Annotated in this window: 21 protein-coding genes and 1 pseudogene; 15 read left to right on the plus strand and 7 right to left on the minus strand. The window is 61.7% G+C overall.

Annotated elements, in window-relative coordinates; genetic code table 11:
* Nucleotides 1-163: 163 nt before the first annotated feature.
* Nucleotides 164-340: a hypothetical protein gene (locus tag FJW10_RS30525; protein ID WP_181177603.1), complete on the plus strand. Its 177-nt coding sequence runs from the start codon at nt 164-166 to the stop codon at nt 338-340.
* Nucleotides 341-343: 3 nt separating this feature from the next.
* Here FJW10_RS30525 and FJW10_RS20020 read toward each other — a convergent pair whose 3' ends face one another.
* Nucleotides 344-757 (minus strand): HD domain-containing protein, encoded by a 414-nt coding sequence (locus FJW10_RS20020; protein ID WP_140835911.1) that lies wholly within the window; start codon nt 755-757, stop codon nt 344-346.
* 266 nt (nt 758-1,023) lie between these two features.
* On the opposite strand from FJW10_RS20020, the gene FJW10_RS20025 reads away from it, so the two are divergent.
* From FJW10_RS20025 to FJW10_RS20065, 9 genes and pseudogenes are all read left to right on the plus strand, one after another.
* Nucleotides 1,024-1,224, plus strand: coding sequence for a hypothetical protein (locus FJW10_RS20025; protein WP_140901347.1), 201 nt, complete (start codon nt 1,024-1,026; stop codon nt 1,222-1,224).
* Between the two features lie 212 nt (nt 1,225-1,436).
* Nucleotides 1,437-1,640, plus strand: coding sequence for a CsbD family protein (locus FJW10_RS20030; protein WP_140835913.1), 204 nt, complete (start codon nt 1,437-1,439; stop codon nt 1,638-1,640).
* Between the two features lie 107 nt (nt 1,641-1,747).
* A pseudogene (locus tag FJW10_RS20035) lies at nt 1,748-2,191 on the plus strand (Crp/Fnr family transcriptional regulator); the annotation flags it as partial.
* A gap of 199 nt (nt 2,192-2,390) precedes the next feature.
* Nucleotides 2,391-2,684 carry a hypothetical protein gene (locus FJW10_RS20040; RefSeq protein ID WP_140835914.1) on the plus strand — a complete coding sequence of 98 codons (294 nt, stop codon included), beginning with the start codon at nt 2,391-2,393 and terminating at the stop codon, nt 2,682-2,684.
* Nucleotides 2,685-3,226: 542 nt separating this feature from the next.
* On the plus strand, nt 3,227-3,766 hold the full coding sequence (locus FJW10_RS20045) for an inorganic diphosphatase (RefSeq protein ID WP_140835916.1): 540 nt from the start codon (nt 3,227-3,229) through the stop codon (nt 3,764-3,766).
* 229 nt (nt 3,767-3,995) lie between these two features.
* On the plus strand, nt 3,996-5,306 hold the full coding sequence (locus FJW10_RS20050) for an Nramp family divalent metal transporter (RefSeq protein ID WP_140901348.1): 1,311 nt from the start codon (nt 3,996-3,998) through the stop codon (nt 5,304-5,306).
* A gap of 150 nt (nt 5,307-5,456) precedes the next feature.
* Nucleotides 5,457-5,969 (plus strand): ferritin-like domain-containing protein, encoded by a 513-nt coding sequence (locus tag FJW10_RS20055; protein WP_140835918.1) that lies wholly within the window; start codon nt 5,457-5,459, stop codon nt 5,967-5,969.
* A gap of 319 nt (nt 5,970-6,288) precedes the next feature.
* Nucleotides 6,289-6,591 (plus strand): DUF982 domain-containing protein, encoded by a 303-nt coding sequence (locus FJW10_RS20060; protein WP_140835919.1) that lies wholly within the window; start codon nt 6,289-6,291, stop codon nt 6,589-6,591.
* A 28-nt stretch (nt 6,592-6,619) separates the two neighbouring features.
* Nucleotides 6,620-6,907, plus strand: a complete 288-nt coding sequence (locus tag FJW10_RS20065; RefSeq protein WP_140785403.1) for a DUF982 domain-containing protein — start codon at nt 6,620-6,622, stop codon at nt 6,905-6,907.
* A 440-nt stretch (nt 6,908-7,347) separates the two neighbouring features.
* On the opposite strand, the gene FJW10_RS20075 is transcribed toward FJW10_RS20065, so the two are convergent.
* Nucleotides 7,348-7,668: a hypothetical protein gene (locus FJW10_RS20075; protein WP_140901349.1), complete on the minus strand. Its 321-nt coding sequence runs from the start codon at nt 7,666-7,668 to the stop codon at nt 7,348-7,350.
* Nucleotides 7,669-7,927: 259 nt separating this feature from the next.
* Between FJW10_RS20075 and FJW10_RS20080 the strand changes: the two genes are divergently transcribed.
* Nucleotides 7,928-8,140, plus strand: a complete 213-nt coding sequence (locus FJW10_RS20080) for a hypothetical protein (protein WP_140835921.1) — start codon at nt 7,928-7,930, stop codon at nt 8,138-8,140.
* A gap of 33 nt (nt 8,141-8,173) precedes the next feature.
* On the opposite strand, the gene FJW10_RS20085 is transcribed toward FJW10_RS20080, so the two are convergent.
* Entirely contained in the window at nt 8,174-9,229 is a 1,056-nt protein-coding gene (locus tag FJW10_RS20085) for a YihY/virulence factor BrkB family protein (protein ID WP_140901350.1), read from the minus strand.
* 7 nt (nt 9,230-9,236) lie between these two features.
* Nucleotides 9,237-10,340, minus strand: coding sequence for a flavodoxin family protein (locus FJW10_RS20090; RefSeq protein ID WP_140901351.1), 1,104 nt, complete (start codon nt 10,338-10,340; stop codon nt 9,237-9,239).
* Between the two features lie 270 nt (nt 10,341-10,610).
* Between FJW10_RS20090 and FJW10_RS20095 the strand changes: the two genes are divergently transcribed.
* Entirely contained in the window at nt 10,611-11,201 is a 591-nt protein-coding gene (locus tag FJW10_RS20095; RefSeq protein ID WP_181177604.1) for an NAD(P)H-dependent oxidoreductase, read from the plus strand.
* Between the two features lie 261 nt (nt 11,202-11,462).
* Here the strand turns inward: FJW10_RS20095 and FJW10_RS20100 are convergent, their stop codons facing one another.
* A complete protein-coding gene (locus tag FJW10_RS20100; protein ID WP_140835925.1) occupies nt 11,463-11,768 on the minus strand; it encodes a hypothetical protein in 306 nt (101 codons plus the stop codon).
* 16 nt (nt 11,769-11,784) lie between these two features.
* Nucleotides 11,785-12,804, minus strand: a complete 1,020-nt coding sequence (locus FJW10_RS20105) for an SDR family oxidoreductase (protein ID WP_140901353.1) — start codon at nt 12,802-12,804, stop codon at nt 11,785-11,787.
* 146 nt (nt 12,805-12,950) lie between these two features.
* Here FJW10_RS20105 and FJW10_RS30530 point away from each other — a divergent pair, with 146 nt between their 5' ends.
* The gene (locus FJW10_RS30530) at nt 12,951-13,127 is read left to right on the plus strand and encodes a hypothetical protein (RefSeq protein ID WP_181177605.1); all 177 of its coding nucleotides are present in this window, start codon (nt 12,951-12,953) and stop codon (nt 13,125-13,127) included.
* A 209-nt stretch (nt 13,128-13,336) separates the two neighbouring features.
* A complete protein-coding gene (locus FJW10_RS20110; RefSeq protein WP_140901354.1) occupies nt 13,337-13,636 on the plus strand; it encodes a DUF982 domain-containing protein in 300 nt (99 codons plus the stop codon).
* Between the two features lie 4 nt (nt 13,637-13,640).
* On the opposite strand, the gene FJW10_RS20115 is transcribed toward FJW10_RS20110, so the two are convergent.
* A complete protein-coding gene (locus FJW10_RS20115) occupies nt 13,641-14,360 on the minus strand; it encodes a Crp/Fnr family transcriptional regulator (protein ID WP_140901355.1) in 720 nt (239 codons plus the stop codon).
* 164 nt (nt 14,361-14,524) lie between these two features.
* On the opposite strand from FJW10_RS20115, the gene FJW10_RS20120 reads away from it, so the two are divergent.
* Entirely contained in the window at nt 14,525-14,755 is a 231-nt protein-coding gene (locus FJW10_RS20120) for a hypothetical protein (RefSeq protein ID WP_140835929.1), read from the plus strand.
* The last annotated feature ends 3 nt before the right edge of the window (nt 14,756-14,758 follow it).

Consider the following 14,758-nt stretch of genomic DNA (forward strand, 5'->3'; position numbering starts at 1 on the left):
CAACGTTCTTTCAGCAAGATCGATTTGGCACATATAGCGCTAAATTTCCTGATCGACAAGGCTTTTCGGAATAATACTACCCAAGATGGTTGCGATCGAGCGCCAACCAGTCGAGGGGAACGAGCGACCCGACAAGGCGTTGGACCTTGGAAGGGAAACAGCAATGGCGGACGACGACCCGATCTGGAATGAGAACCACCCTACCCTGGACGAGTTCGTGCAGCGGTTGGTGAGCGAGACTGGAATCAGCGAAGCGCAGGCGCTCGAACTCATCTATCTGGTCGGCTTGAACTGGAGCTCGCTGGTTCGCGAGGCCAAGGCGATCGCAGCGCAGCCTTGAGGGTCAGCCTCTTGCATCCAGACGGTCAAGGATGGCCAAGCCGGTTTCATATCTATCCGCCGGAGCACCCGCTTGGTGAGCCTGCCAAAGATTGTCCTTGAGGTCCGCTTCCTTTACCGGCCGTGCCAGTTCATTGGAGACGGCGCGACAGATGAAGCCCTCTTCGCTCTCGTCCAGACGCCTCGTCAGCGCATCGACGGCAGCCACGACGACGAATCCAAAACCCGCCGACTGTAGCCGGTCGAGCGTCCAGCCCTGGCCTTTCTCAATGACGTCATGCAGGTAAGCGACGGTCTTTTCATCCAGCGTTTCGACGGCCTCGGCCACGCGTCGCAAGTGTTCGATATAGGGCCGGCCGGTCTTGTCCGTTTGTCCGCGATGGGCTTCTTCAGCGATCCTTGCTGCTTCGTGGAGCATGGTCTTCCAATCTCGTCACAATAAAGCCCGCCCCGGCGAGGGACGGCCGAGGCGGGCTTGCTCGGGCCTGAGCCCCGGGTGGCGCGCTTTTCGCGGGGGAAGCGGGCTGCGCGCCATCCTGCATTCAAGAACAAAAGCGCCGGTCAAATGTTCCGCTGCTCGCGGATTTTTGAGAGGCTCCAAGACGTTCCCCGGGTTAACCTTTAGCTCCCTTGAATGTGACACCGGCTTTCTGCAAGGGTCGTTCGCATCAACGTAGGTGAACGATGAAGCGCAGGGACAAGGCAGCACCTTTCGTTCCAACCGAAATCCATGTCGTGACGGTTGATGACGACAGCGGCACGCTTGGCATCCTTTCAATCAGGACGACCGAAGGTATCCTGGAAATCGCGCTCGACAGACAGGCCGCGGACGCCGTCATGCACGCCATCGGCACGATCCGTTTAAAGCTGGACCCCGGCATTTAAAAAGAAGCCCGGCTATGAGCCGGGCAAGAGTGGTCTTGGGAACATGCTGACCGGAGGAGCCTGGTTCAGCGCTTGCCAATTTGCCGGTTCATCATGACGGCCAGATGAAAGCCCGCGGTGCCGTATGCCCATGCCTGGCGTAGAAAAGCTTTTCGGCAGGAACCTCGCGACGGCGTTGCCGTTAGCCTTCCGTGTCAACAGGAGGTCCGGCAATGGATTGGAACCGCGTCGAAGGCAATTGGAAGCAGATGAAGGGCAAGGTCAAGGAACAGTGGGGCAAGCTCACCGACGACGACCTCGACCGCATTGCAGGAAAGCGCGACCAGCTCGAAGGCAAGATCCAGGAACGCTACGGCCTGGAGAAGGATCGTGTGCGCCGCGACATCGACGACTGGTACAGCATGCAGCGCTGGTAGCAGCCGGCTTCCCGAAAACGAAGGGCGTTGCCGCGCGGCAGCGCCCTTTTCCTTTGGCCGTTCCGCCGTCCGGCCAAGGCCGAGTTCCGTCAGCGCCGCGGTGTCGCGGCGTCATCGCGCTCTCGCCTTGCGGCGTCATCCTGGCAGATCATTCGAAACTGCGCAGCATCACCGAGCGGGCGCCGCACCCGACGCGGCTGTTGTGGCTCGACACGCCGATCGACGGCGCCATCCACCGCGAGTGGATCGTCGCCATGGGGCGGCGCTCGAAGGTCTTGCATCTGGCGCATCTGTTCTGCAAGCTGTTCGTCAGGCTGCAGGTGGTCAAGCGCACCAACGGCATGGCCTTCCATCTGCCCGTTTCGCAAGCCGAGCTCTCCGATGTGCTCGGTCCGTCGGTGGTGCATATGAACCGCGTCATCAGCGCGCTGCGCAACAGCGGCGCGATCGGCTGGGCGAGCCATACGGTGACGATCCTCGACTGGCAGAAACTGCAGCAGATCGCCGAGTTCGACCCGACCTATCTCTCGATGACACGCGAGCCGCGTTAGCCGGACACCACGCGTCAAATCCTCACCGTCTTATTCGTCAGTGAAACTGCGAACAACCTGCCGGACCGCCGTGCGCCAGGCAGGCGATGGAATGATAGTCGATTGCCTTTCTTGTTTTTCGTCTCGTTGCTGGAACTATTTCACGTCAAGAACGCTATCTGGATGCGGATTTTCTGAATTAGGCAGGGAGACGAGTACCATGAAAGCCAAAGTGATCTTGATGAGCGCGTTCACGATTTCGGTCATGACATGCTCGGCATTTGCCGGCGCGGGCACCGGAACCTCCGCGCTGGACGATCCCCAGAAAATGTCGCCCTTCTTCACCGATGCCGGCATGAAAACCATGCGGTCGGGCGATGAGTTCAAGAAAGCCTGGATGGCGCTTACTGAAGAGGATCGCGCGTCCATGAAGAAAGACTGCGCAGACGAGACCATCGCGAAGTCCCACGATGAATTCTGCAAGGCGACCAGGGACCTCGCCGGCAATAACTGAGCGCCCCTCGGAAGAACGCTCGCCCCGCACCGGAGCGAGCGTCCGACACTTGCTGTACTGAAAGAGCGGCCGGGCCTATGCAAGGCCCGAGCCAAGAATAGCGGTGTCGCGACCTTACTCGTTGCAATTCGTGACGAATTAGCCGCCCCTCATATCAAATGTACTTTCAACGCCTCGCGTTGTCGCTCAAACTCGCGGCTGCGGGGACCCAGCGCAATGAGGCCTATCGCGTCGAGGAATTGGACGGCGCAAGCCACGCGGTCGAGGCGATGGCGCCGTTCGAGGCTGCCGAAAGGCGCTCGGGGTCGAGGTCACGCGCGCGGCGACGCCGCGAAATGAATCCGGGTCGTCGAGCTGACCGACAAGCCGCCGACGCGGCTTCGTCCCAGGGTTGTCGGGCAGTTTTTGCCACAGCATTGCCTAGGGTCGGCCCGACGCGCACGGCTCAACGATCCGCACCCGCCAATCTTCCGCGCAGTGGAACCTTCCCTTGTCGGTGGAAGTTCACTTTAGGCAACATGACTGGCGGCTCCCGACTTACAATGGCTGACTATCTCAGACTTCCGGCTACCTCTCGTAAGCTGTTCCGTGTGGTCATCGAGACGCCGCGGGGATCGGCCGCTAAACTGGCTTATGAACCGAGGACCGGCGTGTTCGAATATTCCCGCCCGCTTCCTGTGGGCAACACTTATCCCTACGACTGGGGCTTCGTGCCATCGACATTAGGAGACGATGGCGATCCGCTGGACGGTCTCGTCATCCATCAGGCTGCCGCCGCTCCGGGCGTGGTCATAAAATGCGACCTGCTGGGCGCGCTTAGGGTGAACCAGCATGATCCCGACGGCTCGAAGGTTCGTAACGACAGGTATATCTTCTGCCCTCACAAGGAAGACGCGCCTGACGAGCCCTTGGCCGTCACCGATGTGCCACAGGATCTTCGCCGGGAGATTGAGCAGTTCTTCTTCTCGTCGGTGCTTGGTACCGGCAAGAAGATCAAGCTGAAGGGCTGGCAGAACGCCGCCGAGGCCAAGACCTCCCTGGCGAAGGGGATGAAAACCTTCAAGCGAAAATTCTCGAGGTGAACGGACGGCGAGTGCATGCCCCGCCCGTTTCGCAGATCCAATCGGCTGCCAAGCCGGACCGCTAACAAATGTGGATGAGAAGCTGGGCTCGCGATGCCAGGATGACGATCATCGTGGGAACCTATCTCCTCTTCGCCAATTACCCTGTGTCTTTATTAGCCGATGCTTATGTGATGCGAAAAACCCACTCCTTCAGGCAACCCGTGACGCTCGCATTGCCGGCCGTTCGATGAGCGAGGTCGGTTCCCAGGTCGAGGGAGAACAAAGCAACACGCTGGCAAAGGGCCCGTTCCAGCGGTTCCTCCGCACGATCGGGCCAGGCTTCATTACCGGCGCGTCCGACGACGATCCGTCCGGCATCGGAACTTACAGCCAGGCCGGCGCCCAACTCGGCTTCAACATCGGCTGGGTCATGCTGTTCACCTTCCCGCTGATGGCCGCGATCCAGGAGATCGCCGCCCGTATCGGGCGCACCACGGGCGAAGGTATTTCCGGCAATCTCAGCCGGCACTATCCTGCCTCGATGCTTTACGCGGTCGTCATGCTGCTGTTCCTCGCCAACGTCATCAATATCGGCGCCGATCTCAGCGCCATGGCAGATGCATTGAAGCTGCTGGTTGGCGGGCCGAGCCCGCTCTATGTGATCGCTTTCGCGATCGTCTGTATCGGCGCGATCGTCTTCCTCGACTACACCCGCTATGTGAAATTCCTCAAATGGACCACCTTGAGCCTGTTCGCCTATGTCGCCGCGATGTTCGCCGCGAATGTGCCTTGGGCGGACGCGGCCAAAGGGCTGTTCATTCCGCACATCGAATGGAGCGGCGCCTTCTTCACCACGCTGCTGGCAATCCTCGGCACGACGATCTCGCCTTATCTGTTCTTCTGGCAAGCCTCGCAGGAGGTCGAGGAGGAAGAGCTCAAGCCAACCGCCAGGCCGCTGAGGTGGGCGCCGTGGCAGGCGCCCAGAGCCTTCCGGCGGATACGCGCCGATACTCTGATCGGAATGGCCTTTTCGAATCTGATCGCCATCGCGATCATCTTCACTACGGCAGCGACCCTCCACAAGGCAGGGGTGACGGACATTGCTTCGTCCACCGACGCGGCAAAGGCGCTGGAGCCGGTGGCCGGAAAATTCGCCTTCATTATTTTCTCGATGGGAATTATCGGCACCGGTCTTCTGGCTGTGCCGGTGCTGGCTGGGTCAGCGGCTTTCGCGGTCGGCGAAGCGCTGCGCTGGCCGGTCGGGCTGCAGCGCAAGCCGAAGGAAGCCGTGGCGTTCTACACGACGCTCGCCGCCGCGACCGCTCTTGGCACCGGGATCATGTTCACACCGATAGACCCGATCAAGGCGCTTTACTGGAGCGCCATCATCAATGGCATATGCGCCGTTCCCGTGATGATCGTCATGATGCTGTTGGCCGGCCGCAAGGACGTGATGGGGGAGTTCCCGTTGCAAGGCTGGCTGCTGGCGCTTGGCTGGCTATCGACGTTGACAATGGCGGCCTCGTCGGTGGGCCTCGTGGCGCAGTGGTTCCTCTAGAGGACCCGCCTCACCGCCAGCCCTGTTTCCATACGGAGCAAGGTCAATAACAATTGATGTTCGGGGCGGAATCCCCGCATAAAATTTCTTTCGGAACAAGTTCAGCCAGGCCGTGTTGGTGATGATCCAACCTCACCAGGAGATGCAGAAATGGCGACGACGAAGGCGGCCTCGAACAAGGGCCTGAACGAACTTTTCCACGACACGCTCAAGGACATCTATTTCGCCGAGAAGAAGATTCTCGCCACGCTGCCGAAGATGGCCAAGGCGGCGCAGGATGACGCGCTGAAGGCCGCGTTCGAAAAACATCGGGACCAGACCGAAGAACATGTCGCGCGTCTCGAGGAAGTCTTCGAGGTGATCGACAAGAAGCCGGTCGGCAAGACTTGTGCCGCCATTATGGGCATCACCGAGGAAGGCGCCGAGATCATGGACGAGTACAAGGGATCTCCTTCGCTCGACGCAGGTCTGCTGGCCGCCGCTCAAGCCGTCGAGCACTATGAGATTTCGCGCTACGGCACGTTGAGGACCTGGGCGCAGGAACTCGGCCTGACCGAAGCCGTCACCCTGCTCGACAAGACGCTGACCGAAGAAAAGGAAACGGACGCAGCGCTCACCCAGCTCGCCGAATCCGCGGTCAATGTCGCGGCTGAAGCCGCGTAGCGACGATCCGCGCACGGGCGCAGCCTTCCCTCGGTCCAGCTTCCAGCGAGCCCCGGCAGATTGCCGGGGCTCGCTGCTGCTTGTTGGACCCACGTTCAATCGAATGGCGACCGCCCTTGCCCACGCCACCCAACGATCACGCCGGGTTGCAGGACCGACAAAGCCGTTGCGGATAACAGAATTGGCGCGCCGGTTCTTGTAGCGACCCGGGAAGCTCTTGACGGTCAAAATCCACAAACCCATATCGCCGCAGGGCTTGGCCTCTGTCGGTCCCGAGCCTTCGCCTGAAACTCAATTGTTCGTTCGATTGGAGGACGTTATGAACGATCGGATATTCGACAGCCCTGTTTTCGTGAAGACCGAAAACAGCCTGATCCAGGAAATCGCGTGCCTGGAAGATGCCTTGGAATTTCTCTACGCGTGGCCCAGAAACAGGCGCGGAATTATATTTGAAACGGCCCTTCGTGCCTGCCAGCGGGCATTCGACAGCGGCTATCCGCTGACTGCCGCCAGAGATGCCTTTTGCGGTTTCGCAAAGTCGGTCAAAATTCTTGAGGACGTGAGTGTCCCCTTGCCATGGATGACCGGCAAAGGCGGCCGCGGCGGCGGACTGACTGCTTGAAAGTATCGCGGTTATATGGGAGTTCGCGATGCTTTCCAAACCTTTCGAGAAACCCCTTCGCGTTTGGGTCGGACTGGGCTTTCCCCGGCAACTAAACACCGTCGTCGATGCCTATCAGTTCGCGATCGACTGGTGCGGCAATAGCCCGGAGCAGAAAGCGGCGATCCGCGCCTGCAAGGCGGCCTTGGTTGGCGACGTCGACGCGGAAACCGCGCGAGGTGTTTTCGCCGCGTTCGCGCGCAGGAAGGACATCCTGGTCGAGGACGGAGCAATCCCTCCCGCCATCGGAAAAGCCCAGCCGTCACATCACCAATGATGATCGGGGCGCCCACCATCATTGTCGGGGCGCCTCGCACCAAATCTGGATAAATGATGAGGAACCTTTGATGGCAGAACTAGCCATTAGAAAACCCGTTCACGAGGTAAACGCCGCCCGATACGACAGCGATTGCCAGGAGGCGTTGGCCGGCTCTCTCGATGGCCTGCTAGCACAGGCGGAAGCTGCGGGCTGGGACAGGAATCGTGCCGCGTCGGCAGTGATGTATCTTGCGGCAAAGCGCCTCAATGCACGTGCCGAAAGCTAGTAGGACCGCGAGCAGCGAATATCGCGTATGCCGACTGCGGCCACCTGACATGCGGTGCAGCATATCATCCGGTCTCTTCCCTTGAACTGGATGACCTGTCTTCGAACGGACGCCCACCAATAGCGAATGGTGGGCGTTCAAACTGCTGACGATGAAGGGAGTCAAATCTTCGTCAAATCGTCCCACAAGAATCCGCCTCGTCGGCGTGAGGTTGCAGGGCTCGCCTTGCCGGCCACCCGGCACGTCGGTTGTTGCCGGCCCAGCTTTCGAGTTCCGCCGATAGCTGGCCAGGGTCACCGACGCCCCGCCTGAAAAGGCACATGATTTTCAGCGCAACCTGTTCGCGCTCGATCTCGCCGGCAATGCCGTGTTTCACGCAGAAAGTATCGAGTGCATTCGCCAGAATTGCCAGTTCGGCAGGTTCGGCTATTCCGTAACCCATCATGCCTGCCTCCCGGTCTGAGGCGAACACATGATAGCCGGTTCCAAACATCCTCCTTGCTCCCGCCAGCTACGACGACTGAGAGAGAATACACCCAAAAAAAGTCAGCTACGAGCAAATTCGGTTGGGCTGAGGGCCGAGTCCGGAGTCCAAGCCCGCCGCCCTGTCGAACCGGCGGCAGGCCAACAAGCGGTTACACCCGACCGCCCCGAGATGCCGCTTGGGTGCGTCATGCAGCAACTGTCGTGGAAGAACATCGGTACATGGAACATCGACCGGGGTTGTCAGTTCCATTGCAAGGCGGGCCAGCATGACCAGATCGTCGCTTCATCTGCTCAAGGGTACAGGGTATCTCATTTCCACGGTGAGCGTCACCCTGCTGGCGATCGTTAGCTGGGACGGCGCATCGAAAAGTCCGTTGCTGATCGCTTGCCTGCTCGGCGGAGCCGCCACCTCGGTAATCGGTATGTTCTGCCGCTGGCTATCCTACGAAATCGAGAAACGGCAGGAAGAACGGCGCTAACCCCCCGAGCCTGGGGACGAAGTCGTATCAGCCTCAGTGGCGTGAAACCCGCGTGACAAGCAGAGTGATCAGGCTGCTGAGGACAATCCATACGATAATCCCGCCGCCGGAAGCGGTTGGCCGAGCGGCCGTGCCGAGACCTGCGCTAGCGTTGGCCGGCATCGCCGTCTCGGGTTTGGCTACTTCTTCGGCATGGCGCTGCGCAGCCCGGTCGTTTGCGTCTGCCATGACCGGCGCGAGGTCGCGCCGGCTGCCGCGGCGCACCGAATAGGCGCGCGTGATCTCGGCGCCGAAGAGGAAAATCTGCGCCGAGTAATAGACCCATACCAGCACGACCATCAGCGCGCCCGCCGCCCCGTAGGAGGTGGCGATGGCGCTGGTGCCGATGTACCAGCCGATCAGCGATTTGCCGATGGTGAAAAGCAGCGCGGTCACCACGGCGCCGATGCCGACATCGCGCCATTTGAGCGTGCGGTCCGGCAGGACCTTGTAGATCGCGGCGAAGAGCAGCGCGATCAGGACAAAAGAGACGATCGTATTGATGCCGCTGATGATCACGCCACCGAACGGCAGGCGCCGGTTGATCAATTCACCCAGTGCCGAGATCGCCGTGCTTGCCGCCAGCGATACCAGCAACAGGAAGCCGAGCGCCGCCACGAGACCGAGGCTCGCCGCCCTCACCCGCACAAGGCGCGACAGCGACACGCCATTGGGCTCCACCTTCCAGATTTCGTTGAGCGATTGCTGCATCTCGCCGAAGACGCCCGACGCCGTGACGAAAAGCGTTACCAGCCCGATCAGCGTGGCAAGCGTGCTCGACCAGCGCTGCGCGGCGCTCTCGACAGTGGCCTTCAGAAGGTCGGCGCTTTGCGGCCCCATCACGCCCGAAATCTCGGCCGACAGCGCGATCTGGGCCGCATCATTGCCGATGACGACACCGGCGATCGCCACGACGATCAAAAGGATCGGCGCCAGCGACGTGGTGGCGTAGAAAGCGATCGCCGCGCCGTGGCTCAGCGCATTGTCATTGACGTAGCCGGTGAGGCTTTCCTTCAGCAATATCCAGCCTTCGTCGAGCCAGCGCGGCATCTTCCCCTCACTTCTGACGCGGATCCTCGAACCGGGCGCCGATGGTGGGAAAGTCGCCTGCCCGACGCTTCCCGACTGCTTCGGCCAGGGCCAAAGCGGCGTTGATCACTTCGGCCTGGATGTCCTTGTCGGCGTCGAGTTCGTCATGGCTTTTCGCATAGGGCTTCCAGTAGCCGATATAGCGGTCGAGCTCCGCCACCTCGCCGATCGCGTCGAGCTTCATCGAACGCAGCCAGTCGGCGAGCGCGTGCCGCACATTGGCGGCGCCTTCGGTGTCGCCATGGACCACGACCGAAAACAGCCGGCCGGCGAGATGGCGCGGATAGTCCCAGCCGGCCAGTTCAACCCTTTTGGCAAGCTCTGCATCCTTGCCCTGCGTCAGCGTCGGGTCAGGATTGCCCCCATCGGCGCAGACCAGCCGATCCATCATCAACTTTAGCGGCGATGACGTCTGGTACCAGTTGACGGGCGTGACAATCATCACGCCATGCGCTTCGACCCACAGCGGATAGATGTCGTTCATCCAGTCCTGCACCTGGCCGAGAGAGTGGTTCGGATAGCATGAGCACGGCCAGTGGCAGAGGGCCGCCGCCGTCGAGAAGCACGCCTTGCAAGGGTAGATCCTGCGGCCGTATTCCGAAGCGAGCCGCGACAAATCGAGCACCTCGACCGAAAAGCCCTGCCTGTCGGCAATGGAGCGTCGCGCCAGCTCGACCAGGCGAAAGCTCTTCGACATCTCGCCCGGACAGGTATGCTCGCTGCGCGAGGAGCCGTTGATGATCAGGATGCGTGAGGGCGCGGCCTTATCCTCATTCCGGCGCTGCGCGGCCTCGACCGCTTCATGCGCGGCGATCCATTCGACCGAAAGGTCGTAACCGGGGTCGTGGAAGCCCTGCCCCGCCTTCCGGGTCACCGGACTCTTGCGTTCGTCGCTATAGGCCCGCCAGGCGATCTGGGCCAGCCGGCCGATGGCGTCGGCTTCCGCCTCGAAGGCCGGGTCGTAGAACAATTTCCTGTAGCGCTGTTTGAATTCCGCCTCGCCGAGGCGCGGGCTTGGCATGCCCTTACGCGGTTCTATGGCGGCTTTGTCGGATTGTGTCTGTTCTGCCATTTGCTGCCCAAGCCCAATACGGAGCGGGCCGGGTGGGACAAGAGCTCGACTGCCTTTTTGGTTGGCCAGGGCGTGAAGCCGGAGAAACCAGGCCGTGTTCTCTTTGCCACCGGGTCCGGCTGACGCGGCCCGCTGAACACAACCCGGTGCCGGCGCGATGGTTCCGGCCACCTATCGATGAGTGGCCGCGTACGACCAATGCTCAAGCCTAGGCAAAGCAATGGCGCTCAACTAGCCTCAGGCCGGGATCAAAGGCGCGGGGGGCATGCGATGAAGGTCAATGTCGTCTACGCGCATCCGGCGCAGGACAGCTACCTGGCGTCGCTGCACCGGCGCGTCGTGGAGATACTGAAGGCCAGGGGCGACGAGGTCGTCGACTTCGATCTCTACGCCATGAAATTCGACCCCGTCATGCGGGTCGATGAGTTGAAGGGGCACGCCGGTCCGTCGCCCGCGCCGGCGGATCTGCAGGTTTACATCGACGCACTGCAATGGGCGGAAGCGTGCGTGTTCTGCTTCCCGACCTGGTGGTCGGGCATGCCCGCTGTTCTCAAGGGATATTTCGACCGCGTGTGGCGGCCGGGCGTTGCCTTCGAACTACCGACGGATGGCGGCACGATCAAACCGGCGCTTCTGAACATCCGCCGGATGGGCGTGGTCACCACCTTCGGCTCGCCATGGTGGTACACCAGGCTCTATATGCAGGACCCGGGCAGAAAGGTGCTTTTGCGCGGCTTGAAATCCATGTGTGGACGCACGGAGAAACACCTCTATTTGGCTAAATATTCGGTGGAGAACATCACCCGCGAGGAGCGGGAAAAATTCGCCCGCAAGGTAGAGCGGCGGTTCGAACGATTTTGAGCAGGTCCGTCTCCGGAATTTGCAATGAGGGACATATATTTAGCTGACTAAGTTTGTGGCGCGGTGAACCGATGGCCAAGAAGAAAAGCAGAAAGACCTCGTCCGGCGTTGCGGAAGCCTCCCGCGCCGAGATCCACGAGGCAGCTTTTTTGCCCGCAAATGCGGCCTCACCCCGAGGCACTCCAGATAACGCGCGAGGCCCACGGCTCGCCGGTCGTCAAGCCAGCGGCGGGAGAAGCGCAGCGCTGATCTTTGATGGTCTCATTGACCGGTCTGCGGTGGCACTTCGCCCGGCTTTATCACCGGCATGTCATTGCCGGTCGGCGGTGGCGTCGTCGCGTTCTGGTCGCCGGTCGGCGGCGGCTTCAGGACGCCGCCGCAATTGCCGAGCTGTTCCGACAGCTCATCCGTATCGGCCTGCTGCTTCTGTTTTTGCGCCTGATCGTTGGCGTCGGGCTTGACCTGGCAGTTCTGCGTCAGCCGATCCTTCGGTTGGGCGACGACCTGCGCCGCCGCAGGCATCGCCGGGATCAGCGTCAGGGCCGCGATAAGAAGTGCTTTCTTCATGGGATCCTCCTGATGGTCAGTAGCCTCCGATGATCGGCAGGATCTCGCCGGTGATGTAGCTGGAGCATTGCGGCGAGGCCAGGAACACATAGGCCGGCGCGATTTCCTCCGGCTGGGCGGGCCGCTTCATCGGCGTCTTGGCGCCGAATTGCGAAACGTCCTCCGCTTCCTTCTCCGACGGGTTGAGCGGCGTCCAGACCGGACCGGGCGCCACCGCGTTGACGCGGATGCCCTTGGAGATGAGGTTGCCGGAGAGCGCGCGGGTGAAGGCGTGGATGCCGCCCTTGGTCATCGAGTAATCGACCAGCTCCTTCGAGCCTTCTATGCCGGTGACCGAACCGGTGTTGACGATCGCCGACCCCGGCTTCATGTGCGGCACGGCTTCCTGCGCCATGTGGAAATAGCCGTAGAGATTGGTCTTCAGCGTGGTGTCGAAATGCGCTTCGGTGAGATCGGCGAAGTCGGCCGAGTGGACCTGGAAGGCGGCGTTGTTGACCAGCACGTCCAGCCTGCCGAAAGCCTTCACCGTCTCAGCCACCGCCTTGCGGCAGAAGCCGCGCTTGGCGACGTCGCCGCGCAAGGTGATGCAACGCCTGCCCTCCGCCTCCACCGCCTGCTTCGTCGCCTTGGCGTCGCGATCCTCGCTGAGATAGACGATGGCGACATCGGCGCCCTCGCGCGCGAACAGCACGGCCACCGCGCGGCCGATGCCGGAATCGCCGCCGGTGACCAGCGCGACCTTGTCCTTGAGCTTGCCGGAGCCTTGCCAGAACGGTGCGTCATAGAGCGGCGCCGGCTCGATCGCCCATTCCTCGCCGGGCTTGGGGTGATGCTGCCTTGGGAAAGGCGGCGTGGGATATCTTCGGGCACCGGCCTGCATGGCGCCCGGGGCTTTCGGCTTCGGCTTGCCGCGGTCCGTGGCATCGACCTTGCGCTGGACGCCGCGCTGCCTGCGCGCGGTCTTGGCCGTATCTGTCTTCTTGCCGGCGGATGATTTTTTGGGCGTGTCGGTTTTCGTTCGGCTGGTGGTCGGCATGGTGGTCTCCTTTTCAGAGGACAACGCATGCCAACGGAAAAGGTTGGCCCTCGCCGAGACGCCTGGACATACATCAAAGTTAAATGCGGCCGCCCGGCCGTGGTGCTAACCTTTTGTCATTGGGGGGACTCTTCAGGAGGAGTCCCATGGACGTTCGAACTCTCATCGGCAGCCTCTCGGTCGCATTGCTGCGCCGGCGCGGCGCCGCGCCGCCAATCCCCATCAGGGTGATCCGGGCCTCGCTGGCGGATGTGCCGCTCAGGCCGCGCCCGCGTCCGCCGCACCGGCCGGCGCCGCCGACCCGGCCCGCGAGCAATATGTAGCCTCAAAATTTGTAGCCTCGGACTGGCCGGCCGGATGCAACCGACTGGCGAAGTCATCGTTTATCGCCATCCGAAATTCTTACGGTGAAACATGAAATCCTTGTCTATCAACAGCCCGCTTTTTATCCTCGCCGCCGCCATGATCACGGCCGCGCCCTTTGTCGGCCTAGCCTGGCGCACGCGCGAATGGCTCGGATGGTGAAAGACCGATGAGCCGTTTCCTGCCCCTCACCATACGCTTCGTCAGCGGCGGCACGATGGTGGTCACCACCGTCGCGGAGGCCAAGAAGGCGCTCGGAGGCACATGGAAGAACAAGGAGGCGCCAGCCTATCTCGAAGCGGTCCGGCTGGTGGACGACGCGATCGCGGGCACCTGCCGTCCAGCCATCGCCTTTGCCGCATTCAAGAAGGTCGCCGCGCAGCAAGGCTTGCTGAGGCCTGCCCAGCCGAGTGCCGCGCTCACCATGCTGGACCAGTTGTGGTCGCGCTCCAAGACCCCGCCCAGCTAGATGCCTATCTCGGTTCGCGCGTCATGCTGAGATAGGTTGGATCGAATTCGGCGATCATAACCAGCCGCTCCCAGTCGAGGATCGTGATCATATGGCTCGTCCAGTTGATCACGTTCATGCGGCGCAGGGTGCCGATGACCCGGTTCATATGGACAACGGAGAGGCCGAGCACATCGGCGAGCTCGGCCTGCGAGAGCGGCAGATGGAAGCTCATCTCGCGGGTCTTTTTCACCACCTGCAGCCTGACGAAGATCTCGCATATCAGATGCGCGAGGTGGGAGATCTTGGAGCGCCGGCCCATGGCCACGATCCACTCGCGGTGAATGGCGCCATCGACCAGCGTGTCGAGCCACAACAGCCGGGTGAGGTGCGGCGCCTGCTCGGTGATCGTCTTCAGCTTGCCGTGCTCGGCGGCCAGCACGTGGCAAGGCGAGAGCGCGACGATGCCGTGATCCATCGTTTTAAGCAGGAAGGCGTGCAGGTCGACGAAATCGCCGGCGAGCTGCAGCGAGGTGAACTGGCGTCCGCCATCCTCCAGCACCTTGTAGCGGGCGGCGAGCCCGTCGACGATCAGCGTGCTGTAGATCGGCCGCGTGCCTTCCGTGACGATATCCTCGCCGGCGGCGACGTATCTTTCGAGCGACATGGCGTCGGCGAGCAGCGCCTTCTCTTGTTCCGACAAGGCATCATGCTGGCCGAGGTTGAGGTAGAGCGATTCCAGCATTCGGGGTTCTCCATCCGCAACAGCTAACGCCGCAGGGCGGGGCCGGTTGCGGGCGACCGCGCAGGAAGGGCGGACGCGCTTCGGATTTCCCCTCAGGATCAACCGCTTGGAACCATGATCGCGGCCAGGGATTGAACTTGCGAATCGCCTGGAGTGGATCATCGATGGAACGCTATTACTTTGACCTCTATAACGCCGAGCATGGCCAGGTTGACGACCAGGGGCAGCTTTTTGCCAACCGCGAGCGCGCCCGCCTTGAGGCGTTGCGCATCCTGCAGGACATCGCCCGAGACGAGGCACCCGGGACCGAACAGTTGAAGATCACCGTGAAGCTGCGCACCGAGAAGGCACAGATCTTCGAGGCGTCGCTGACGCTGGACTCGACCTGGAACTGAGGC

This window comes from Mesorhizobium sp. B4-1-1, from assembly GCF_006439375.1.
GTDB lineage: Bacteria > Pseudomonadota > Alphaproteobacteria > Rhizobiales > Rhizobiaceae > Mesorhizobium.

Bases quoted from the DNA above. Each gene is read 5' to 3' on its own strand.
- FJW10_RS30525 (WP_181177603.1), top strand. From the start codon at position 164: ATGGCGGACGACGACCCGATCTGGAATGAGAACCACCCTACCCTGGAC.
- FJW10_RS20020 (WP_140835911.1), bottom strand. From the start codon at position 757: ATGCTCCACGAAGCAGCAAGGATCGCTGAAGAAGCCCATCGCGGACAA.
- FJW10_RS20025 (WP_140901347.1), top strand. From the start codon at position 1,024: ATGAAGCGCAGGGACAAGGCAGCACCTTTCGTTCCAACCGAAATCCAT.
- FJW10_RS20030 (WP_140835913.1), top strand. From the start codon at position 1,437: ATGGATTGGAACCGCGTCGAAGGCAATTGGAAGCAGATGAAGGGCAAG.
- FJW10_RS20040 (WP_140835914.1), top strand. From the start codon at position 2,391: ATGAAAGCCAAAGTGATCTTGATGAGCGCGTTCACGATTTCGGTCATG.
- FJW10_RS20045 (WP_140835916.1), top strand. From the start codon at position 3,227: ATGGCTGACTATCTCAGACTTCCGGCTACCTCTCGTAAGCTGTTCCGT.
- FJW10_RS20050 (WP_140901348.1), top strand. From the start codon at position 3,996: ATGAGCGAGGTCGGTTCCCAGGTCGAGGGAGAACAAAGCAACACGCTG.
- FJW10_RS20055 (WP_140835918.1), top strand. From the start codon at position 5,457: ATGGCGACGACGAAGGCGGCCTCGAACAAGGGCCTGAACGAACTTTTC.
- FJW10_RS20060 (WP_140835919.1), top strand. From the start codon at position 6,289: ATGAACGATCGGATATTCGACAGCCCTGTTTTCGTGAAGACCGAAAAC.
- FJW10_RS20065 (WP_140785403.1), top strand. From the start codon at position 6,620: ATGCTTTCCAAACCTTTCGAGAAACCCCTTCGCGTTTGGGTCGGACTG.
- FJW10_RS20075 (WP_140901349.1), bottom strand. From the start codon at position 7,668: ATGTTTGGAACCGGCTATCATGTGTTCGCCTCAGACCGGGAGGCAGGC.
- FJW10_RS20080 (WP_140835921.1), top strand. From the start codon at position 7,928: ATGACCAGATCGTCGCTTCATCTGCTCAAGGGTACAGGGTATCTCATT.
- FJW10_RS20085 (WP_140901350.1), bottom strand. From the start codon at position 9,229: ATGCCGCGCTGGCTCGACGAAGGCTGGATATTGCTGAAGGAAAGCCTC.
- FJW10_RS20090 (WP_140901351.1), bottom strand. From the start codon at position 10,340: ATGGCAGAACAGACACAATCCGACAAAGCCGCCATAGAACCGCGTAAG.
- FJW10_RS20095 (WP_181177604.1), top strand. From the start codon at position 10,611: ATGAAGGTCAATGTCGTCTACGCGCATCCGGCGCAGGACAGCTACCTG.
- FJW10_RS20100 (WP_140835925.1), bottom strand. From the start codon at position 11,768: ATGAAGAAAGCACTTCTTATCGCGGCCCTGACGCTGATCCCGGCGATG.
- FJW10_RS20105 (WP_140901353.1), bottom strand. From the start codon at position 12,804: ATGCCGACCACCAGCCGAACGAAAACCGACACGCCCAAAAAATCATCC.
- FJW10_RS30530 (WP_181177605.1), top strand. From the start codon at position 12,951: ATGGACGTTCGAACTCTCATCGGCAGCCTCTCGGTCGCATTGCTGCGC.
- FJW10_RS20110 (WP_140901354.1), top strand. From the start codon at position 13,337: ATGAGCCGTTTCCTGCCCCTCACCATACGCTTCGTCAGCGGCGGCACG.
- FJW10_RS20115 (WP_140901355.1), bottom strand. From the start codon at position 14,360: ATGCTGGAATCGCTCTACCTCAACCTCGGCCAGCATGATGCCTTGTCG.
- FJW10_RS20120 (WP_140835929.1), top strand. From the start codon at position 14,525: ATGGAACGCTATTACTTTGACCTCTATAACGCCGAGCATGGCCAGGTT.